This is a genomic window from Streptomyces sp. DG1A-41, from assembly GCF_037055355.1.
Classification (GTDB): Bacteria; Actinomycetota; Actinomycetes; order Streptomycetales; family Streptomycetaceae; genus Streptomyces.
On sequence record NZ_CP146350.1, the window covers coordinates 2,490,039 to 2,504,616 of the forward strand.

Genomic DNA, 14,578 nt, shown 5'->3' on the forward strand with positions numbered 1-14,578 from the left:
CACGCGAAGACAAGGCCACGGTGGGGGTGGGTTTCAGGCCTGCCCGGTCTCGAAGCGGGTGATCCGGCCCTCGTCGTCCACGGTGAAGCTCCACCGGGTGCGCATCTCGCCCCAGGTGTCGTTGCTGTAGCGGGCGATGAGGGCCCGGCCGCCGTTGGACTCGTTGTCGACCTTCAGGTGACCGTGGGAGGAGAAGATCTCCCGGTCGACCCAGTCGGCGAGGTCGCGGTCCGAGCCGTCGTCCGCCATGGTCGCGCCCGGCGCGAGGAGTGCCATGAAGGCCTCGCGGTCGTGGTTGTTCACGGCGGTCACGAAGGCGCGGACGGCCGGATCGCTGAGGCGCGTGGTCTGAATCGTCATGCCGGTCAGCCTCGTACCGGCCGCCCGACCACGCCACCCGTGCCACCCGAACGGCGTCCCGGGCGGGTCCGCGGGGTGTCAGGAGTGCGACGGTGGAAACGCGACGGGCAGTGTTCCTCTGTTCCTGCTGTCTGTTCCTACTGTCTGCTCCGGGAGACGACGTGAGGCGTTACGACCGACGTGATCTGGGCCTGCTGCTGCTCCGGCTGGGGGCGGGCGGTGTGCTGGCCGCGCACGGCACGCAGAAGCTGTTCGGCTGGTTCGGCGGGCACGGCATCGAGGGGACCGGCCAGTTCATGGAGTCCGTCGGCTACGCCCCCGGCAAGGCGAGCGCGACGGCGGCGGGCCTCGCGGAGACCGGCGGCGGCGCGCTGCTGGCCCTGGGCCTCGCCACACCCGCGGCCGGTGCAGCGGCGGCCGGTGCGATGGCCGGTGCGGCCGCGGTGCACACGCCGAACGGCTTCTTCAACCAGAGCGGCGGCTACGAGTACGCGGCGACGCTGGGCCTCACGGCCGCCGGCCTGGCCGTCACCGGCCCGGGAAGGCTCTCCCTGGACCACGCGCTCGGGCACGCGGTGAACCGGGGCTGGATGATCCCGGCGGCGTTCGCGGCGACGGCGGCGGGGACGGCGCTGGTCGTGGGGGCGCGTGCCCGGCGGCTGCGGGAGGCGAAGGAGGGCGAGCAGGACCCGCTGTTCGAAGAGGAGTACATGGAGTAGAGCGGGAGCGGAAGGGGCGGGGGGCGCTGTCGTACCCGCGTGGCAGGCTGCCCTCCATGAGCGATCACACGCCGCCCGCGCCCGAGTTGTGGGCCACCATCGACACGCTGTGGGAGTGGCTGGACTCCCACCGCCCGATCGAGGGCCGCGAGGGCATGCTGCTGCGCATCCTGAAGCTGTCCGAGGAGGTCGGGGAGGTCGCCGAGGCGGTGATCGGCGCGACCGGCCAGAACCCGCGCAAGGGCGTGACACACACCTGGGACGACGTGCAGTCGGAGCTGTGCGACGTCGTCATCACGGCACTGGTGGCGCTGCGGACCCTGACGCCTCAGGCGCGGGAGGTCTTCGCCCGGCACCTGGAGCGGGTGGCACAACGGTCCACGGCGCAATCGGCACAAGCGGACGTGCCGAGTCCGTCGCTCTGATCAACGGATAACGCACAAGAGCCCGTTCACCCGCGGAACAGCCCTGGACCACTTCTGGCGCACGGAACTCGAAGGATCCCCCTACCCCCGCCCCTCCCCTACGACCACCCGCACCCGGGCAAGCTCTCCGGCCGGGGCGCCCTGCACACCTGGACCATTACCGACGACACACCCGCCCGCCTGGCCGGCACGGCAGCCCGCCTGGGCACCACGGCCTACACGGTCCTGGCGGCCACGTTCGCCACGTGGCTGGCCGACCTGTGCGGCGAACGAGGCGACATCGTCCTGGCGGCCTCCAGCGCGAACCGCGTCCCCCGCGACCGCTCCGAGATCGTCGGCATCCTGGGCGACGCCGTACTCCTACGGGCCCGGCTGTCCGAAGCGGAAACGTTCCCCGATCTGGTGTCCCAACTGCGCACCACCCTCTTCACGGCCCTCGACCACCAGGAACTCCCCCTGACGGACGTGGTGTCCCTCGTCTCGCCCGAGCTGAAGGACGCCCTGTTCCCCACGGTCCTGTTCACGGTGATCACGACAGAGCCCCCGTCCCTGAACCTCCAGGAGGTCTTAACCACCATCCGCGCCCTCCCCGTCCAGGGCGTGGCCCGCAACGAGCTCTACGTCGTGATCGCCCCGCAGGCCGACACGATCACGGTCACGTTCAAGTACTCGACGGACCTGTTCACCCACGAGACGGTCGAGGCGTGGGCCGGGTCCTTCACCCAGGCACTGAGGTCCGCGGTGGACTCCGGGTCCTGATGCTGCCGTCACAGCGCGTCCAGCGCGCTCACCTTCCACCCGTCGCCGGTGCGGTCCATCGTCATCCGCACCCGGTTCAGGTCCACGCGGGACCCCGAGACCTGCGTGCTCTGGGTGACCTGGTTGACGAAGAGCAGGACCACGACCTTGTCGGGGGAGGCCGAGACGACGGAGCCGGGGGCTGCGACCCTCGCCTTCACCACGCCGTGGTACTTCTCGGCCGTCGGGGCGACCACGGTCTTCGTGGTCTTGCCGTACTCGTCGCGGAAGCCGCCGGTCAGGTGGGCGCGGGCCTTCGAGAAGTCCTTGTCCAGGTGGCGGTAGTCGTAGGACAGGACGATCGGGGCCGCTTTCCGGGCGGCCGCGAGCGCCTCGGTCCGGGCCGTCTCCGTCAGGCGGCCGTCGCGGTACTGCCATCCCAGGGCGGCGAGCGCGGCCAGGCCGATGACGAGCAGGGCGGCCAGGACCAGGGTGAGCAGCCTCCGACGGCCGCCCGGGCCGGGATCGCCCTGTTCTCGTGGCCCGTCCTCCTCGAAGGACTCCGGCGACGGCTCCGGCGGGTCGTCCCAGCCGTCCTTCGGGGCCTCGATGAGGACGGTGCGTCCGGCGAGCGGCCGCTCGGCCCGGCGCGGGGACTCCTCGTCGCCGGCCGTCGCCGCGCCCGCTTCGCGGTGGCCGCGCTCCGCGCGCTTCGCCGCCGCGCGGGCGGCCGCCGTGATGGTGCGGCGGGTGCCGGGACCGGGGGCGCGGCCGGTGGTCGTCTTCGGCATGGTGGTACTCCTCGTCGGTGCTTGTCGGTCGGCGGATCGGCCCGTGGATCAGCCGACGAACTCGACGTCGGACGTCAGCCAGCGGCCGTCCTTGTGCACGAGGTCGAGCTGGAGCCGGTACGTGCGCGCCTCTCCCTCGGGCACGGCGGTGTTGGTCACCTTGCTGTCGGCGACCACCAGCACACGGGCCGAGTCGTCGTCGGAGCGGACGATGCCCGCCTCCAGGACCTGGCCTTCCGACACGGACTTGTTCTGGGCCACCAGCTTCGTCAGCTGGTCCGTCTGCGCGGTGAACTGCTTCTTGAAGTCGCCGGTCGCGCCCGCCAGGACGTTCGCGCTGTCGCGGTCGTAGTGCCGGTAGTCGAGGGAGGTGAAGTTCAGTGCCGACTGGCGGGCCGCGGCCAGGATGCCCTGGCGTCGTTGGTCCGCCTCGCGCTGTTGGTAGACGCCGAAAGCCAGCCAGAGGGACAGCGCTGTGGTGATGACGGTCGCCGCCACGAGTCCTGCCGTCATCGCTCCGGGGCGCACCGGCCTCATGCCATGGGGCCAACGAGCAGCCATTGCCACGACTCCTTTCCGAACGCGGCCTGCTGGCCGCCCGTCGAGCCGATCTCGACGTTCTTTCCGTCCGGGCCGGTGGTGGTGCCGGTCTCCGGGTCGTACGGGGTGACGTACGTCGCCTGGTTCGCGCCGCCGTCGGCTCTCGACGCGCCCGGGGCGTTCTGCGCGCCCCGTACCGACGACTCGCTGCCGCGCGGGAGCGAGCAGCGGGCGCCGGTGTTCGCCTCGCGGGTGCTGGTGTCCGCGGGGTCGCGGCGTGCCGTGCCGTACCCCTGGGTGCAGGCCGGCGGGTCGTCGGCGTTCAGCACCAGGCCGAAGTGGGTGGTGCCGTCGCCCGGGACGACGGTGTAGCTGCCCGCGACCGTCAGCGGGAAGGTGACCAGGGCCTGCTCCACCCCGGGGAGGCGGGCCAGCGTGACCTGGCCGCCGCTGATCAGGTTGGCCAGCAGGACCGACAGCTCCGGCCCGGTCGACTTCAGCAGCGAGTTCAGCTCCTGCGCCGCCGGCCTCGCGTTGCCGATCAGCTTGCGCAGGTCCCCGTCGCTGGCCTTCAACTGGGCCGAGAGCGCCGCCAGATCACGCGCGAACGACTTGATCGACGACCCCTGGTCGGCCTGCGTCTTCAGGACCTTCCGTGAGTCCTCGATCAGGCCGATCGTCTCCGGCAGCGCCTCGGACGCCGACTCGACCAGGGTGTTGCCCGAGTCCACCAGGCGGCCCAGGTTCGGGCCGGTGCCGGCGAAGGCCTTGCCCAACTCGTCGACCGTGACCCGTAGGTCGTCCTTGCCGACCGAGTTCACCAGGCGGTCCAGGCTGAGGACCATGTCCGTCGTCGGCAGCGGCACCCGCGTGCTCTCGCGCGGGATCGTGCTGCCGTTCAGCAGGTACGGGCCGTTCGAGGTGCGGGGCTGGAGGTCGACGTACTGCTCGCCCACCGCCGAACGGTTCGCCACCACGGCCAGCGTGTCCGCCGGGATGCGCGGCGCCCCGTCCTTGATGTCGAGCGCGACCGAGACCCCGTCCGAGCCGGTCAGACGCAGTGCGCCGACCTTGCCCACGGGCACCCCTCGATACGTGACCTCGGCACCGGCGAAGACGCCCCCGGAGTCGGCGAAGTCGGCCCGCACGGTGTAGCCGCGGTCCAGGACCTCGTCCACCAGGCCCGTGTACTCGGCGCCGACGTACGACACACCCAGGGCGGTGATGGTGGCGAAGGCGATCAGTTGCGCCTTGACCGTACGCGTGATCACGGCTGGACCCCCTTCAGCATCAGCTCGGCGAGTTCGAGGTTGATCCCCTCGGGCCAGTCGCCCCCGGTGCGGTGGCCGCTGGAGCCGTAGCCGGCGGTGCACACGGGTGGGCACAGCGGGTCGTCGCCGCCCGAGGGGGCTGACGGGGCCGACGGGGCCGACGGCACGCCCGGGCTGCTCGGCAGCGCGGAGGGCGTCGGCACACCCGGCACGTCCGGCACGTCCGGCACGTCCGGGAGGTCCGGTACGTCCGGCAGGCCCGGGGGCTCGGGAAGCCCGGGTCCCCGGGTGCCCCCGCTCCCGCCGCCCGGCTCGTCCGTCAGGTTGCCGTAGATCCCGGCCAGATCGAGGTCCGCCGTGACGTGCAGGTTGACGTAGTCACCCTTGATGGCGTCCACCACGTTGCGCGGGAACGGGTACGTCGTCAGCAGCTCAAGGGAGTTGGGCAGGTCGCTGCCCGCCTTGTTGAGCTGTTGCAGGATCGGCCGCAGCTGCTTGAGGTTGGCGACCGTGTCGTCGTGCGAGGCGTTGATCACCTTGGTGCCGGTCTTGCCGAGCTTGGACAGGGCGGTGAGCATCCTCGTGAGGTCGCGGCGCTGGTCGGCCAGGATCTTCAGGGCGGGCGGCATCGTGTCGACGGCCTCGGCGATCGTCGTCTTCTCCTTGGCCAGCCGTTTGGCCAGCCGGTCCACGGCCTTCAGCGCGCGGACGATGTCCTGGCGCTGGTCGTCCAGGCCGCCGATGAAGGTGTCGAGCTCCTTGAGCAGGGACCTGACCCGGTTCTCCCGGCCCTCCAGGGCCTTGTTCAGCTCCGTGGTGATCGTCTTGAGCTGGGCCACGCCGCCGCCGTTGAGCAGGGCGGACAGCGCGGACAGCACCTCCTCGACCTCCGGGTTGCGGCCGCTGCGGGACAGGGGGATCACATCACCGTCGCCGAGCCGGCCGACCGGCGTGCCCTCCAGCGGCCTGGACAGCGCCACGTACTTCTCGCCGAGCATGCTGGTCTGCCGCAGCTCGGCGATGGCGTTGGCGGGCAGCTTCACCGAGTCGGCGACCCGGAGGCGGACCCGCGCGTGCCAGCCGTTCAGCTCCACCTTCTCCACCGCGCCCACGGTGACGTTGTTGACCTTGACCGCCGACTGCGGAACCAGGTCGAGGACGTCGCGGAACTCGACGGTGACGTGGTAGGCGTGGCCGTCGGCGGCGGCTCCGCCGGGGAGCGGGACGTCGTACCAGCCGTTGAACTCGCAGCCGGACAGCAGCAGCGTTCCGACGGCCGCCCACGCGACGGCCCCGCCCTTGCGCAGTGGTCTCATGCCCTCGCCCCCAGGATTCCGCCGAGGGTGCGGTCGACCGTGCCGGTGACCGCGGTGCCCTGGGGCACTTCGGGCAGGGAGTCGAAGAGGTCCCTCAGGTCCTTGCAGTCGGTCTTCTCGCCGGTCGTCTTCAGGATCGAGCACAGCAGCGACGCCGGATCCTGCGGATGGTCGGGGTTGTTGCGGGTGTCGAGGGTGCCCGCGGAGGGGTTGTAGGCGTTGTGCAGGTTCGACATGCCCGTCGGCGCGACCTCCAGCAGCTCCTCCAGCGCGGCGCGTTGGGTGACGAGCACCTTGGTCACCTTGCTCAGGCCCTCCACGTTCGAGGTCAGCGACTTCTTGTTCTTCTTCACGAAGGCGGACACGTCACCGAGCGCCGTGCCGAGGTTCTTCAGCGCCGCCGCCAGGTCCTCGCGCTCGCCCGCGAGTTGCTCGGCGACCTTGGCGAGGCTGGTGTTGAACGACCGCACGCTCTTGTCGTCCGCCGCCAGCGCCGCCGTGAACACCTGGAGGTTGCGGACCGTGCCGAACAGGTCCGTGCGGCCGTCGGAGAGAGTCGTGACCGCCTCCGAGAGGTCCTCGACCATCTGGTGGACGTTCTTCCCCTGGCCGTCGAGGTTGTCGGCGCTGACGCCGAGCAGCCGTGACAGGGCACCGTCCTTGTTGGCGCCCTTGGGGCCGAGCGCCTCGGCCGTGGTGTGCAGGCTGTCGAAGACGCGGTCCAGTTCGACCGGTACGGCCGTGCGCGACTCGGGGATCTCGTCCCCGTCCCGCAGCACCGGACCGCTCCGGTACACCGGCAGCAGTTGCACGTAGCGGTCGCTGACCACGGAGGAGTTGATGATCGCGGCCTGCGCGTCCGCCGGGACCTTGCGGCCGGAGTCGTACTCCAGCTCCACCCGCACCCGGCCGCCCTCCGGCGTGATCTTCTTGACCTCGCCGATCCGCACGCCCAGCACACGGACGTCCGAGCCGGGGTAGATGCCGACGGTGCGGGGGAAGTACGCCGTGACGCGGACCGGCTCGGTCCGCGGCCACAGGACGTAGGCGAGCGCGGCGACCAGGGCCAGGGCGGTCAGCAGGGCCAGGGGCTTCGTCGGGCGGTTGTTCACTGCGCGCCTCCCGTTCGCGGCACGACCGGGGCGGCGACCAGGTTCTGGACGTAGGAGTCGAACCAGCGGCCATTGCCCAGGGTGTTGGTGAAGACCCGCACGTAGGGGGCCAGGAGCTTGATGCTCCGGTCCAGGCTGGATTGGTTGCGTTCGAGCATCTTCACCACGGTGTTGAGGCCCTTGAGCGCGGGCCCGATCTCCTTCTCGTTGTCCTGGACCAGGCCGGAGAGCTGGATGCCGAGCGCGGCGGAGGTCTTCAACAGCTTGTGGATCGCCGCACGCCGCTTGCTGATCTCCTGGAACAGCTTGTCGCCGTCCTTGACCAGGGCGGTGAAGTCGCCCGACCGGTCGGCGAGTACTCCCGTCACGCCGTTCGCATGGTCGAGGAGCTCCCTGAGGGCCTTGTCGCGCGAGGCCACCGTCCGGGAGATCTCGGACAGGCCCTTGATGGACGCCCGTACTTCGGAGGGGGAGTCCTCGAAGGTCGTCGAGATGGTGTCCAGGGCCTTCGCCAGCCGGTCGGTGTCGACCTGCTCCGTCGTGGTGGTGAGATCGCTGAACGCCTGCACGACGTCGTAGGCGGGGACGGTCCGCTTCAGCGGGATCTCGCTGCCGGGCTCCAGCCGGCCCCGCCCCTCGGGGTGCAGGGCGAGGTACTTCGCGCCGAGGATCGTCTTGACCCGGATCGACGCGCCGGTGTCGGTGCCGAACTCCGGCTCTCCCTTGATCTTGAAGGTGACCTTGACGTGGTCGCCGTCCAGGTCGACCTCCTCGACCTTGCCGACCTTGACCCCGGCGATCCGCACCTCGTCGCCCGGCTTGAGACCGCCCGCCTCCGCGAAGGCGGCGCTGTACCTCTCGCCGTCGCCGATCACCGGCAGGCGGTCGGCGTTGAACGCGGCCACGGTCAGCAGCGCGAGGACGGTGAGTCCGACGGCGCCGATGACGACGGGGTTGCGCTCGCGGAAGGGGCCCAGGTGCGGGCGGCGGACGCGGGGAAGCCGTATGCGGGGCGGCTCGACGCGCACCTTCATCAGCGGTTGCCGGCGGGGCCGGCGGCGCGGCAGGAGCCGCACCTTCGGCAGCCGTACTCTCGGCAGCCTCGGCGGCTCGACGCGCACGTGGAACATCGGCTCGGGGCGGCGCTTACGGCTCATGCTCCACACCTCGCCCTCGCCACGTGCATCTCGGGCGTGAGCACCTGCTTCGTCTTCGGCAGCACGATCCGGCCGTCGAAGTCGCACAGGTAGAAGTTGAACCACGAGCCGTAGGACGCCGTCCCCGTCAGCTCGTTGAGCTTGTTCGGCAGCCGCTTCAGCACGCCCTCCACGGTCTTCTCGTTGTCGTTCAGCGTCCCGGTGAGCTCGGTCAGTTCCGCGATGTCGTCCTTGAGCGGCGGACGCGCGTCCTTCAGCAGGCCCGAGGTGGCCTCCGTCAGATCGCCGATGCTCACCAGCGACTCCCCGATGGGCTTGCGGTCGGCGGACAGGCCCGAGATGAGCCGGCGCAGCTGCTTGAGCAGTCCGGAGAAGCGGGCGCCTCGCTTGTCGAGCGTCTCCAGCACGGTGTTGAGGTTGTCGATCACGGAGCCGATCAGCTTGTCGCGGCCGGCCAGCGTCGTGGTGAGCGACGCCGTGTGCGTGAGCAGGCTGTTGACGGTGCCGCCCTCGCCCTGGAGGGTCTTGATGATCTCGGTGGCGAGCTGGTTGACGTCCTTCGGGCTGAGCGCGGCGAACAGCGGCTTGAAGCCGTTCAGCAGCGCGTTCAGGTCGAGGGCGGGCTGGGTGCGCGCGAGCGGGATCGTGCCGCCGGGGCGCATCCGGGTGCCGTCGCCGACGCCCTCGGTCAGCGCGACGTACCGCTGCCCGACCAGGTTGCGGTAGCGGATGACGGCACCCGTGCTGGTGAGCAGGGGCCGGTCCTGGCTGACCGTGAAGGTGACCTCGGCCAGCGTCCGGTCCTTGATCCGGATGCCCTCGACCTCGCCGACCCGCACTCCGGCCACCCGGATGTCGTCGCCCTCCTCCAGGCCGGTGACGTCGCTGAAGACCGCGCGGTACTCGTGCTCGGGGGTGAAGGAGATGTTCACGATCGTGGCGGCGAGCAGGGCCGTCGCCAGCACCGTCACCAGCGCGAAGAGACTGAACTTGATCATCGGAGCGGCGGTCTGCCGGGCTCCCGTGGTGCTCATGCGACGCTCACCGCCGTCCCGCGCGCCATCGGCCCGAACAGCAGCGTCGCGACCGGCGGCACCTCGTCCGCGGGCACGCCCAGCACCGGCGCCACGAGCGAGCCGACGGCCCGCTGCTCGGCCCGGGTGGCGGAGACGCCGAGCGGGCCGCCCGAGGTCGCACCCGCCTTCTTGGAACCGTCGTCGAGGTGGGTGCCGGGCGCCGGCACCACAGGGTGCGGCAGGCCACGGCAGTTGGGTCCCGACCGCTCGCCGTAGCGCGGTTCCTCACCCGGTTGGTACGCGCCCTGCGCGCGTACGACCTCCAGCGTGATGTGCATCTTGCCGCCCCGGAACGCCTCCTCGGACGCCTTCTCCTGCCGGACCAGGCCGGCCAGCAGGCAGGGGTACTGGGGGGAGTAGCGGGCGAACAGCTCCAGCGTGGGGCGGGAGACCTGGCCGAGGGTGATCAACCGGTCGCCGTTGGCGTCGAGGAAGTCCTCGGCGGTGCCCGCGACGGTGGCCGTGCTCTTCAGCGCCGCCGCCAGCCGGTCCTTCTGCTCGACGATCGTGCGGCTGGTGGTGACGGTGTTGCGCAGGATCTCCATCAGGTCGGGCGCCGCGTCGCCGTACATCTCGGCGACGTCGGCGAAGCGTGCGATGTCCTCTTTCAAGGACGGCAGGTGCGGGTTGAGGCGGCGCAGGTAGGCCTCCAGTCGCGTGAGGTTGTCGCCGATCCGCTCGCCGCGGCCGTCGAGGGCGGTGGCGAACGCGGAGAGCGTGGCGTTGAGCTTGCCGGGCTGCACGGTCCGCAGCAGCGGCAGCAGGTCGTTCATCAGCTGCTGGAGCTCGATGCCGACACGGGTGCGGTCCTGGGTGATGACGTCACCGGCCCTGATGGGCCGGGCGGACGAGCGGGCGGGCGCGACCAGGTCGACGTACTTCTCGCCGAACAGCGTCTTGGGCAGCAGGCGCGCGTGCACGTCGGAGGGGATGTGGGCGACGTGCTCCGGCTTGAGCGCGATGTCGAGCGTCGCCTTCGTCCCGTCGGCGTGCACCTCGCGCACCTCGCCGACCAGCAGCCCGCGCAGCTTGACGTCGGCCCGTGGATCGAGCTGGTTGCCGAGGCTGTCGGCCTCCAGTGTGATCCGCACGACCGGCGTGAACACCTGCTGGTAGACGGCGACGGACAGGGACAGCAGCAACGCGAGCACGGCGATGAAGACGACACCGTACAACCGCAGTCTCAACACCTTCATACGGCGGCTCACCCCGCGATCCGAACGGTCGTGCTGGCGCCCCAGATCGCCAGCGACAGGAAGAAGTCCAGGACGTTGATGGCCACGATCGAGGTCCGCACCGCGCGGCCCACCGCGACGCCGACGCCCGCCGGGCCGCCGCTCGCGTAGTAGCCGTAGAAGCAGTGCACCAGGATGATCAGGACGGCGAAGACCAGCACCTTCCCGAAGGACCACAGGACGTCCGCCGGTGGCAGGTACTGCTGGAAGTAGTGGTCGTAGGTGCCCGTGGACTGCCCGTAGTAGCCGGTGGTGATGGTGCGGGCGGCCAGGTACGAGGACAGCAGGCCGATCACGTACAGCGGGATCACCGCGACGAACCCGGCGATCATGCGGGTCGTCACCAGGAACGGCAGCGAGGGCACGCCCATCACTTCGAGCGCGTCGGTCTCCTCGCTGATCCGCATCGCGCCGAGCTGGGCGGTGAACCCGGCGCCGACGGTCGCTGAGAGCGCGAGCCCGGCCACCAGCGGGGCGATCTCACGGGTGTTGAAGTACGCCGAGAGGAACGCCACGAAATTGGAGGTGCCGAGCTGGTTGAGCGCGGCGTACCCCTGCAACCCCACTTCCGTGCCGGTGAAGAACGACAGGAAGGCGATCACGCCGACCGTGCCGCCTACCACGGCGAGCGCGCCCCGGCCGAAGCTCACCTCGGCGAGCAGCCGCAGGATCTCCTTCTTGTAGCGGCGCAGAGTGCGCCCTGTCCACGCCAACGAGCGGCCGTAGAAGGTGAGTTGGGTGCCCAGCGCCTCGAGGGACTTCAGTGGGCGGTCGATGAGTCTCATCGGCTAACCCCTCTGGGGGACGACCTGGAAGTACACCGCGGTCATCACGAAGTTGGTCACGAACAGCAACATGAAGGTGATCACCACCGACTGGTTCACCGCGTCGCCCACCCCCTTGGGTCCGCCCTTCGCGGTCAGCCCCTTGTAGGAGGCGACGATCCCGGCGATCGCGCCGAACACCAGCGCCTTGACCTCGGCCGCCCACAGGTCGGAGAGCTGGGCGAGGGTGGTGAAGGAGGCCAGGTAGGCGCCCGGAGTGCCGTTCTGGAGGACGACGTTGAAGAAGTAGCCGCCCGCCACGCCGACCACCGACACCAGGCCGTTGAGCAGCACCGCCACCAGCATCGACGCCAGCACGCGGGGGACGACCAGCCGGTGGATGGGGTCGATGCCCAGCACCTGCATCGCGTCGATCTCGTCGCGGATCTTCCGTGCCCCGAGGTCGGCGCAGATCGCCGTGCCGCCGGCGCCCGCGATCAGCAGCGCGGTGACGATCGGCGAGGCCTCGCGCAGCACGGCGAGCACGGAGGCGGCCCCGGAGAAGGACTGGGCGCCGAGCTGCCGGGTCAGGCTGCCGATCTGGAGCGCGATGACCGCCCCGAACGGGATGGAGACCAGGGCCGTCGGCAGGATGGTGACGCTCGCGACGAACCAGGTCTGCTGGATGAACTCCCGTGCCTGGAAGGGCCGTCGGGGGATCGTCCGGACGACGTCCAGCGCCATCGCGAAGAGGCTGCCCGAATGCCGCAGCGCTCCGACCGGTGACAGGCTCATGCGCCGGCCACCGCCTTCTGGTGGAGCTGGTCCTCGCGCCGTGCGATCGCCTGCCAGCGGGGCGGCCGGGTGATGCCCGGTCCCGGCAGCAGGCGGGGAGTCAGAGCCTGGCTGCCGGGAGACTGTGTGCTCTCGCCGTCGTCGCCGAGGGCGGCGAGCTCCTGCTCGACCTGGGCTGCGTCCTTCTCCTCCGCCATGCCGATCGGGCCCTGCATCCGGCCGTTCAGGAACTGCCGTACGACGGGCTCGTCACTGGTCAGCAGCTCTTCGCGCGGCCCGAACATCACGAGCTCGCGGCGGAACAGCAGCCCGATGTTGTCCGGCACCTGGCGGGCCGAGGCGATGTCGTGGGTGACGATCAGGAAGGTCGCGTCGATCTGGGCGTTGAGGTCGACGATGAGCTGGTTGAGGTAGGCGACGCGGACCGGGTCGAGGCCGGAGTCGGGCTCGTCGAACAGGATGATCTCCGGGTCGAGCACCAGGGCCCGGGCCAGCCCGGCCCTCTTCCGCATCCCGCCGGAGATCTCGCCTGGCAGCTTCTCCTCGGCGCCGATCAGCCCGACCATGTCCATCTTCTCCAGCACGATGCGCCGGATCTCGCTCTCGGACTTGCGGGTGTGCTCGCGCAGGGGGAAGGCGATGTTGTCGTACAGGTTCATCGAGCCGAACAGCGCCCCGTCCTGGAACAGCACGCCGAAGAGCTTGCGCACCTCGTACAGGTCGTGCTCGCGGAGCTTGGTGATGTCCCGGCCCTGGATCGTGATGGAGCCGCGCTCCGGCTTGAGCAGGCCGACGAGCGTCTTGAGGAACACCGACTTGCCCGTGCCCGAGGGCCCGAGCATGACCGATACCTCCCCGGCGGGCAGCGTCAGCGAGACGTCCTGCCAGATGACCTGGTGACCGAAGGACTTGGTCAGCCCTTCCACACAGATCTCGACACCCATCCGGTCCACCCTTCAGACGTGCAGCAGCTCCGACATCTGCTCTACGGGGAGGGGCGGGGCGTCCGTCGCTCGAGTGGCGGATTTTTTTCGAGCGGGTTTCCGGACGCTTCGGGCGGGCTTTCGGACGTTACGGGCGAGTTCCGGGCGCTACGGGCGGGTTTCGGGCGCTACGGAAGCGGGCGCCCCGTGGGCTCGGGGAGCGAGGAGGACGGTGTGGCGGGACCCTCCGGAGCATCCGGGACCGCCGGGACCGCCGGGACCGCCGTGTCCGTCGGCACGGCGGAGGGCTCCGCCGGCAGGTCGGGGACAGCGGGCTTCGGGACGTCGGGCACCTGCGGGACCTCGGGCGCGGACACCACGGGCAGCGGCACCAACGGAACCTCCGGAACGTCCGGGACATCCGGAACACCCGGGACATCCGGGACCTCCGGCAGCGACGGGACGGACAGCGGGAGGAACGATTCACCCCCACCGGCCGGGGAGCCGGCCGCTCCGCGGTCGGCTGCCGCCGCCGTGGGCTCGTACCCGCGAGGCGCACCTCCCCCGCCACGGCCGTCCGGCCGCAACGTCTCCGCGCCCGGCGAGACGACAGCGGGCCGAGGCTCCGGACCGCCCCCGCCTCCGCCGCCGTCGAGGGCGTACGGCAGCACGAGCCCTGCCACCGCCAGGGACGCCGCCGTCGAGGCGACCGCCACGGACTGCGCCCTGCCGACTCCGCGCGGCCGTCCCCACCCGATCAGGAACAGCGCGACCCCGAAGGTGGCCGCCAGCGACTGCCGCAGCGTCCGCCGTGCCCGGGCCAGCAGCGATTCGACGGTCCGGTAGCTCAGCCCCATCCGGACGGCGACCTGCCCGACGTCGAGGTCCTCCGACTTCAGCCGCAGCGCCTCGGCCTGCCGCGCGGGCAGCTCACCACTGCGAACGGCCAGCCACTTCGCCTCGGCCCGGTCGCACACCACCTCCTCGACGGGCACCGGACCAGGGGCGATGAGCGTCGGGCTGGTGCGGACCTCGGCCTCGCGGTTGACCTGCCGGTAGCGGTCGACGCACAGCCGCATCGTCACCGTCGTCAGCCAGGCCGCCAGCCGCTCGTCGTCGAGGTCGGGGCGCTCCGCGGCGCGCAGCATCGCCTCGTGCACCGCGTCCTCGGCGTCCTCCGCACTCATCGACCTGCGCCGGGCCACCTTGAGCAAATGCTCGCGGTGGCTCCACATGCGCCGCCAACGGTCGTCGGCGGCGCACCTCTCCGCAGGTGTCTCTGCGGGCATGTCCGCAGGCATGTCCGTCGCCATGAGGGCCCCTTCGCGCTCACCCACCGGTCTCGTGCTGTCCGGC

Annotated in this window: 16 protein-coding genes; 3 read left to right on the forward strand and 13 right to left on the reverse strand. The window is 70.8% G+C overall.

Annotation, left to right across the window (positions count from 1 at the left end):
- Positions 1-33: 33 nt before the first annotated feature.
- Positions 34-360, reverse strand: coding sequence for a nuclear transport factor 2 family protein (locus V8690_RS11655; protein ID WP_338778075.1), 327 nt, complete (start codon positions 358-360; stop codon positions 34-36).
- A 161-nt stretch (positions 361-521) separates the two neighbouring features.
- Here V8690_RS11655 and V8690_RS11660 point away from each other — a divergent pair, with 161 nt between their 5' ends.
- The 3 genes from V8690_RS11660 to V8690_RS11670 all read left to right on the forward strand — a co-directional run bounded on the left by V8690_RS11660 (position 522) and on the right by V8690_RS11670 (position 2,263).
- Entirely contained in the window at positions 522-1,079 is a 558-nt protein-coding gene (locus tag V8690_RS11660; protein ID WP_338778076.1) for a DoxX family protein, read from the forward strand.
- A gap of 56 nt (positions 1,080-1,135) precedes the next feature.
- Positions 1,136-1,504 (forward strand): MazG-like family protein, encoded by a 369-nt coding sequence (locus V8690_RS11665; RefSeq protein ID WP_338778078.1) that lies wholly within the window; start codon positions 1,136-1,138, stop codon positions 1,502-1,504.
- Positions 1,505-1,645: 141 nt separating this feature from the next.
- A complete protein-coding gene (locus tag V8690_RS11670) occupies positions 1,646-2,263 on the forward strand; it encodes a condensation domain-containing protein (RefSeq protein ID WP_338785319.1) in 618 nt (205 codons plus the stop codon).
- A gap of 8 nt (positions 2,264-2,271) precedes the next feature.
- Here V8690_RS11670 and V8690_RS11675 read toward each other — a convergent pair whose 3' ends face one another.
- From V8690_RS11675 to V8690_RS11730, 12 genes are all read right to left on the reverse strand, one after another.
- The gene (locus tag V8690_RS11675; RefSeq protein ID WP_338778079.1) at positions 2,272-3,033 is read right to left on the reverse strand and encodes a hypothetical protein; all 762 of its coding nucleotides are present in this window, start codon (positions 3,031-3,033) and stop codon (positions 2,272-2,274) included.
- Between the two features lie 48 nt (positions 3,034-3,081).
- Positions 3,082-3,546 carry a hypothetical protein gene (locus tag V8690_RS11680; protein ID WP_338778080.1) on the reverse strand — a complete coding sequence of 155 codons (465 nt, stop codon included), beginning with the start codon at positions 3,544-3,546 and terminating at the stop codon, positions 3,082-3,084.
- Between the two features lie 20 nt (positions 3,547-3,566).
- A complete protein-coding gene (locus V8690_RS11685) occupies positions 3,567-4,844 on the reverse strand; it encodes an MlaD family protein (RefSeq protein WP_338778081.1) in 1,278 nt (425 codons plus the stop codon).
- Complete coding sequence (locus V8690_RS11690; RefSeq protein ID WP_338778083.1) at positions 4,841-6,160, reverse strand: MCE family protein; 1,320 nt, start codon at positions 6,158-6,160, stop codon at positions 4,841-4,843. The genes V8690_RS11685 and V8690_RS11690 overlap by 4 nt, the downstream gene beginning before the upstream one ends.
- The gene (locus V8690_RS11695; protein ID WP_338778084.1) at positions 6,157-7,272 is read right to left on the reverse strand and encodes an MCE family protein; all 1,116 of its coding nucleotides are present in this window, start codon (positions 7,270-7,272) and stop codon (positions 6,157-6,159) included. The genes V8690_RS11690 and V8690_RS11695 overlap by 4 nt, the downstream gene beginning before the upstream one ends.
- A complete protein-coding gene (locus V8690_RS11700) occupies positions 7,269-8,249 on the reverse strand; it encodes an MCE family protein (protein WP_338785320.1) in 981 nt (326 codons plus the stop codon). Before V8690_RS11700 ends, V8690_RS11695 begins: the two co-directional genes overlap by 4 nt.
- Positions 8,250-8,425: 176 nt before the next feature.
- Complete coding sequence (locus V8690_RS11705) at positions 8,426-9,463, reverse strand: MlaD family protein (protein ID WP_338778085.1); 1,038 nt, start codon at positions 9,461-9,463, stop codon at positions 8,426-8,428.
- Positions 9,460-10,701 (reverse strand): MCE family protein, encoded by a 1,242-nt coding sequence (locus V8690_RS11710; RefSeq protein ID WP_338778086.1) that lies wholly within the window; start codon positions 10,699-10,701, stop codon positions 9,460-9,462. The genes V8690_RS11705 and V8690_RS11710 overlap by 4 nt, the downstream gene beginning before the upstream one ends.
- A gap of 8 nt (positions 10,702-10,709) precedes the next feature.
- A complete protein-coding gene (locus V8690_RS11715) occupies positions 10,710-11,525 on the reverse strand; it encodes an ABC transporter permease (RefSeq protein ID WP_338778088.1) in 816 nt (271 codons plus the stop codon).
- 3 nt (positions 11,526-11,528) lie between these two features.
- Positions 11,529-12,299: an ABC transporter permease gene (locus V8690_RS11720; RefSeq protein WP_010036858.1), complete on the reverse strand. Its 771-nt coding sequence runs from the start codon at positions 12,297-12,299 to the stop codon at positions 11,529-11,531.
- Positions 12,296-13,243, reverse strand: coding sequence for an ABC transporter ATP-binding protein (locus V8690_RS11725; protein ID WP_338778093.1), 948 nt, complete (start codon positions 13,241-13,243; stop codon positions 12,296-12,298). Before V8690_RS11725 ends, V8690_RS11720 begins: the two co-directional genes overlap by 4 nt.
- Positions 13,244-13,410: 167 nt before the next feature.
- Entirely contained in the window at positions 13,411-14,535 is a 1,125-nt protein-coding gene (locus V8690_RS11730; protein WP_338778095.1) for a sigma-70 family RNA polymerase sigma factor, read from the reverse strand.
- Between the last annotated feature and the right edge of the window lie 43 nt (positions 14,536-14,578).

Coding starts and splice junctions, on each gene's coding strand:
- V8690_RS11655 (WP_338778075.1), bottom strand. CDS start 360: ATGACGATTCAGACCACGCGCCTCAGCGATCCGGCCGTCCGCGCCTTC.
- V8690_RS11665 (WP_338778078.1), top strand. CDS start 1,136: ATGAGCGATCACACGCCGCCCGCGCCCGAGTTGTGGGCCACCATCGAC.
- V8690_RS11675 (WP_338778079.1), bottom strand. CDS start 3,033: ATGCCGAAGACGACCACCGGCCGCGCCCCCGGTCCCGGCACCCGCCGC.
- V8690_RS11680 (WP_338778080.1), bottom strand. CDS start 3,546: ATGACGGCAGGACTCGTGGCGGCGACCGTCATCACCACAGCGCTGTCC.
- V8690_RS11690 (WP_338778083.1), bottom strand. CDS start 6,160: ATGAGACCACTGCGCAAGGGCGGGGCCGTCGCGTGGGCGGCCGTCGGA.
- V8690_RS11705 (WP_338778085.1), bottom strand. CDS start 9,463: ATGAGCACCACGGGAGCCCGGCAGACCGCCGCTCCGATGATCAAGTTC.
- V8690_RS11710 (WP_338778086.1), bottom strand. CDS start 10,701: ATGAAGGTGTTGAGACTGCGGTTGTACGGTGTCGTCTTCATCGCCGTG.
- V8690_RS11715 (WP_338778088.1), bottom strand. CDS start 11,525: ATGAGACTCATCGACCGCCCACTGAAGTCCCTCGAGGCGCTGGGCACC.
- V8690_RS11720 (WP_010036858.1), bottom strand. CDS start 12,299: ATGAGCCTGTCACCGGTCGGAGCGCTGCGGCATTCGGGCAGCCTCTTC.
- V8690_RS11725 (WP_338778093.1), bottom strand. CDS start 13,243: ATGGGTGTCGAGATCTGTGTGGAAGGGCTGACCAAGTCCTTCGGTCAC.
- V8690_RS11730 (WP_338778095.1), bottom strand. CDS start 14,535: ATGGCGACGGACATGCCTGCGGACATGCCCGCAGAGACACCTGCGGAG.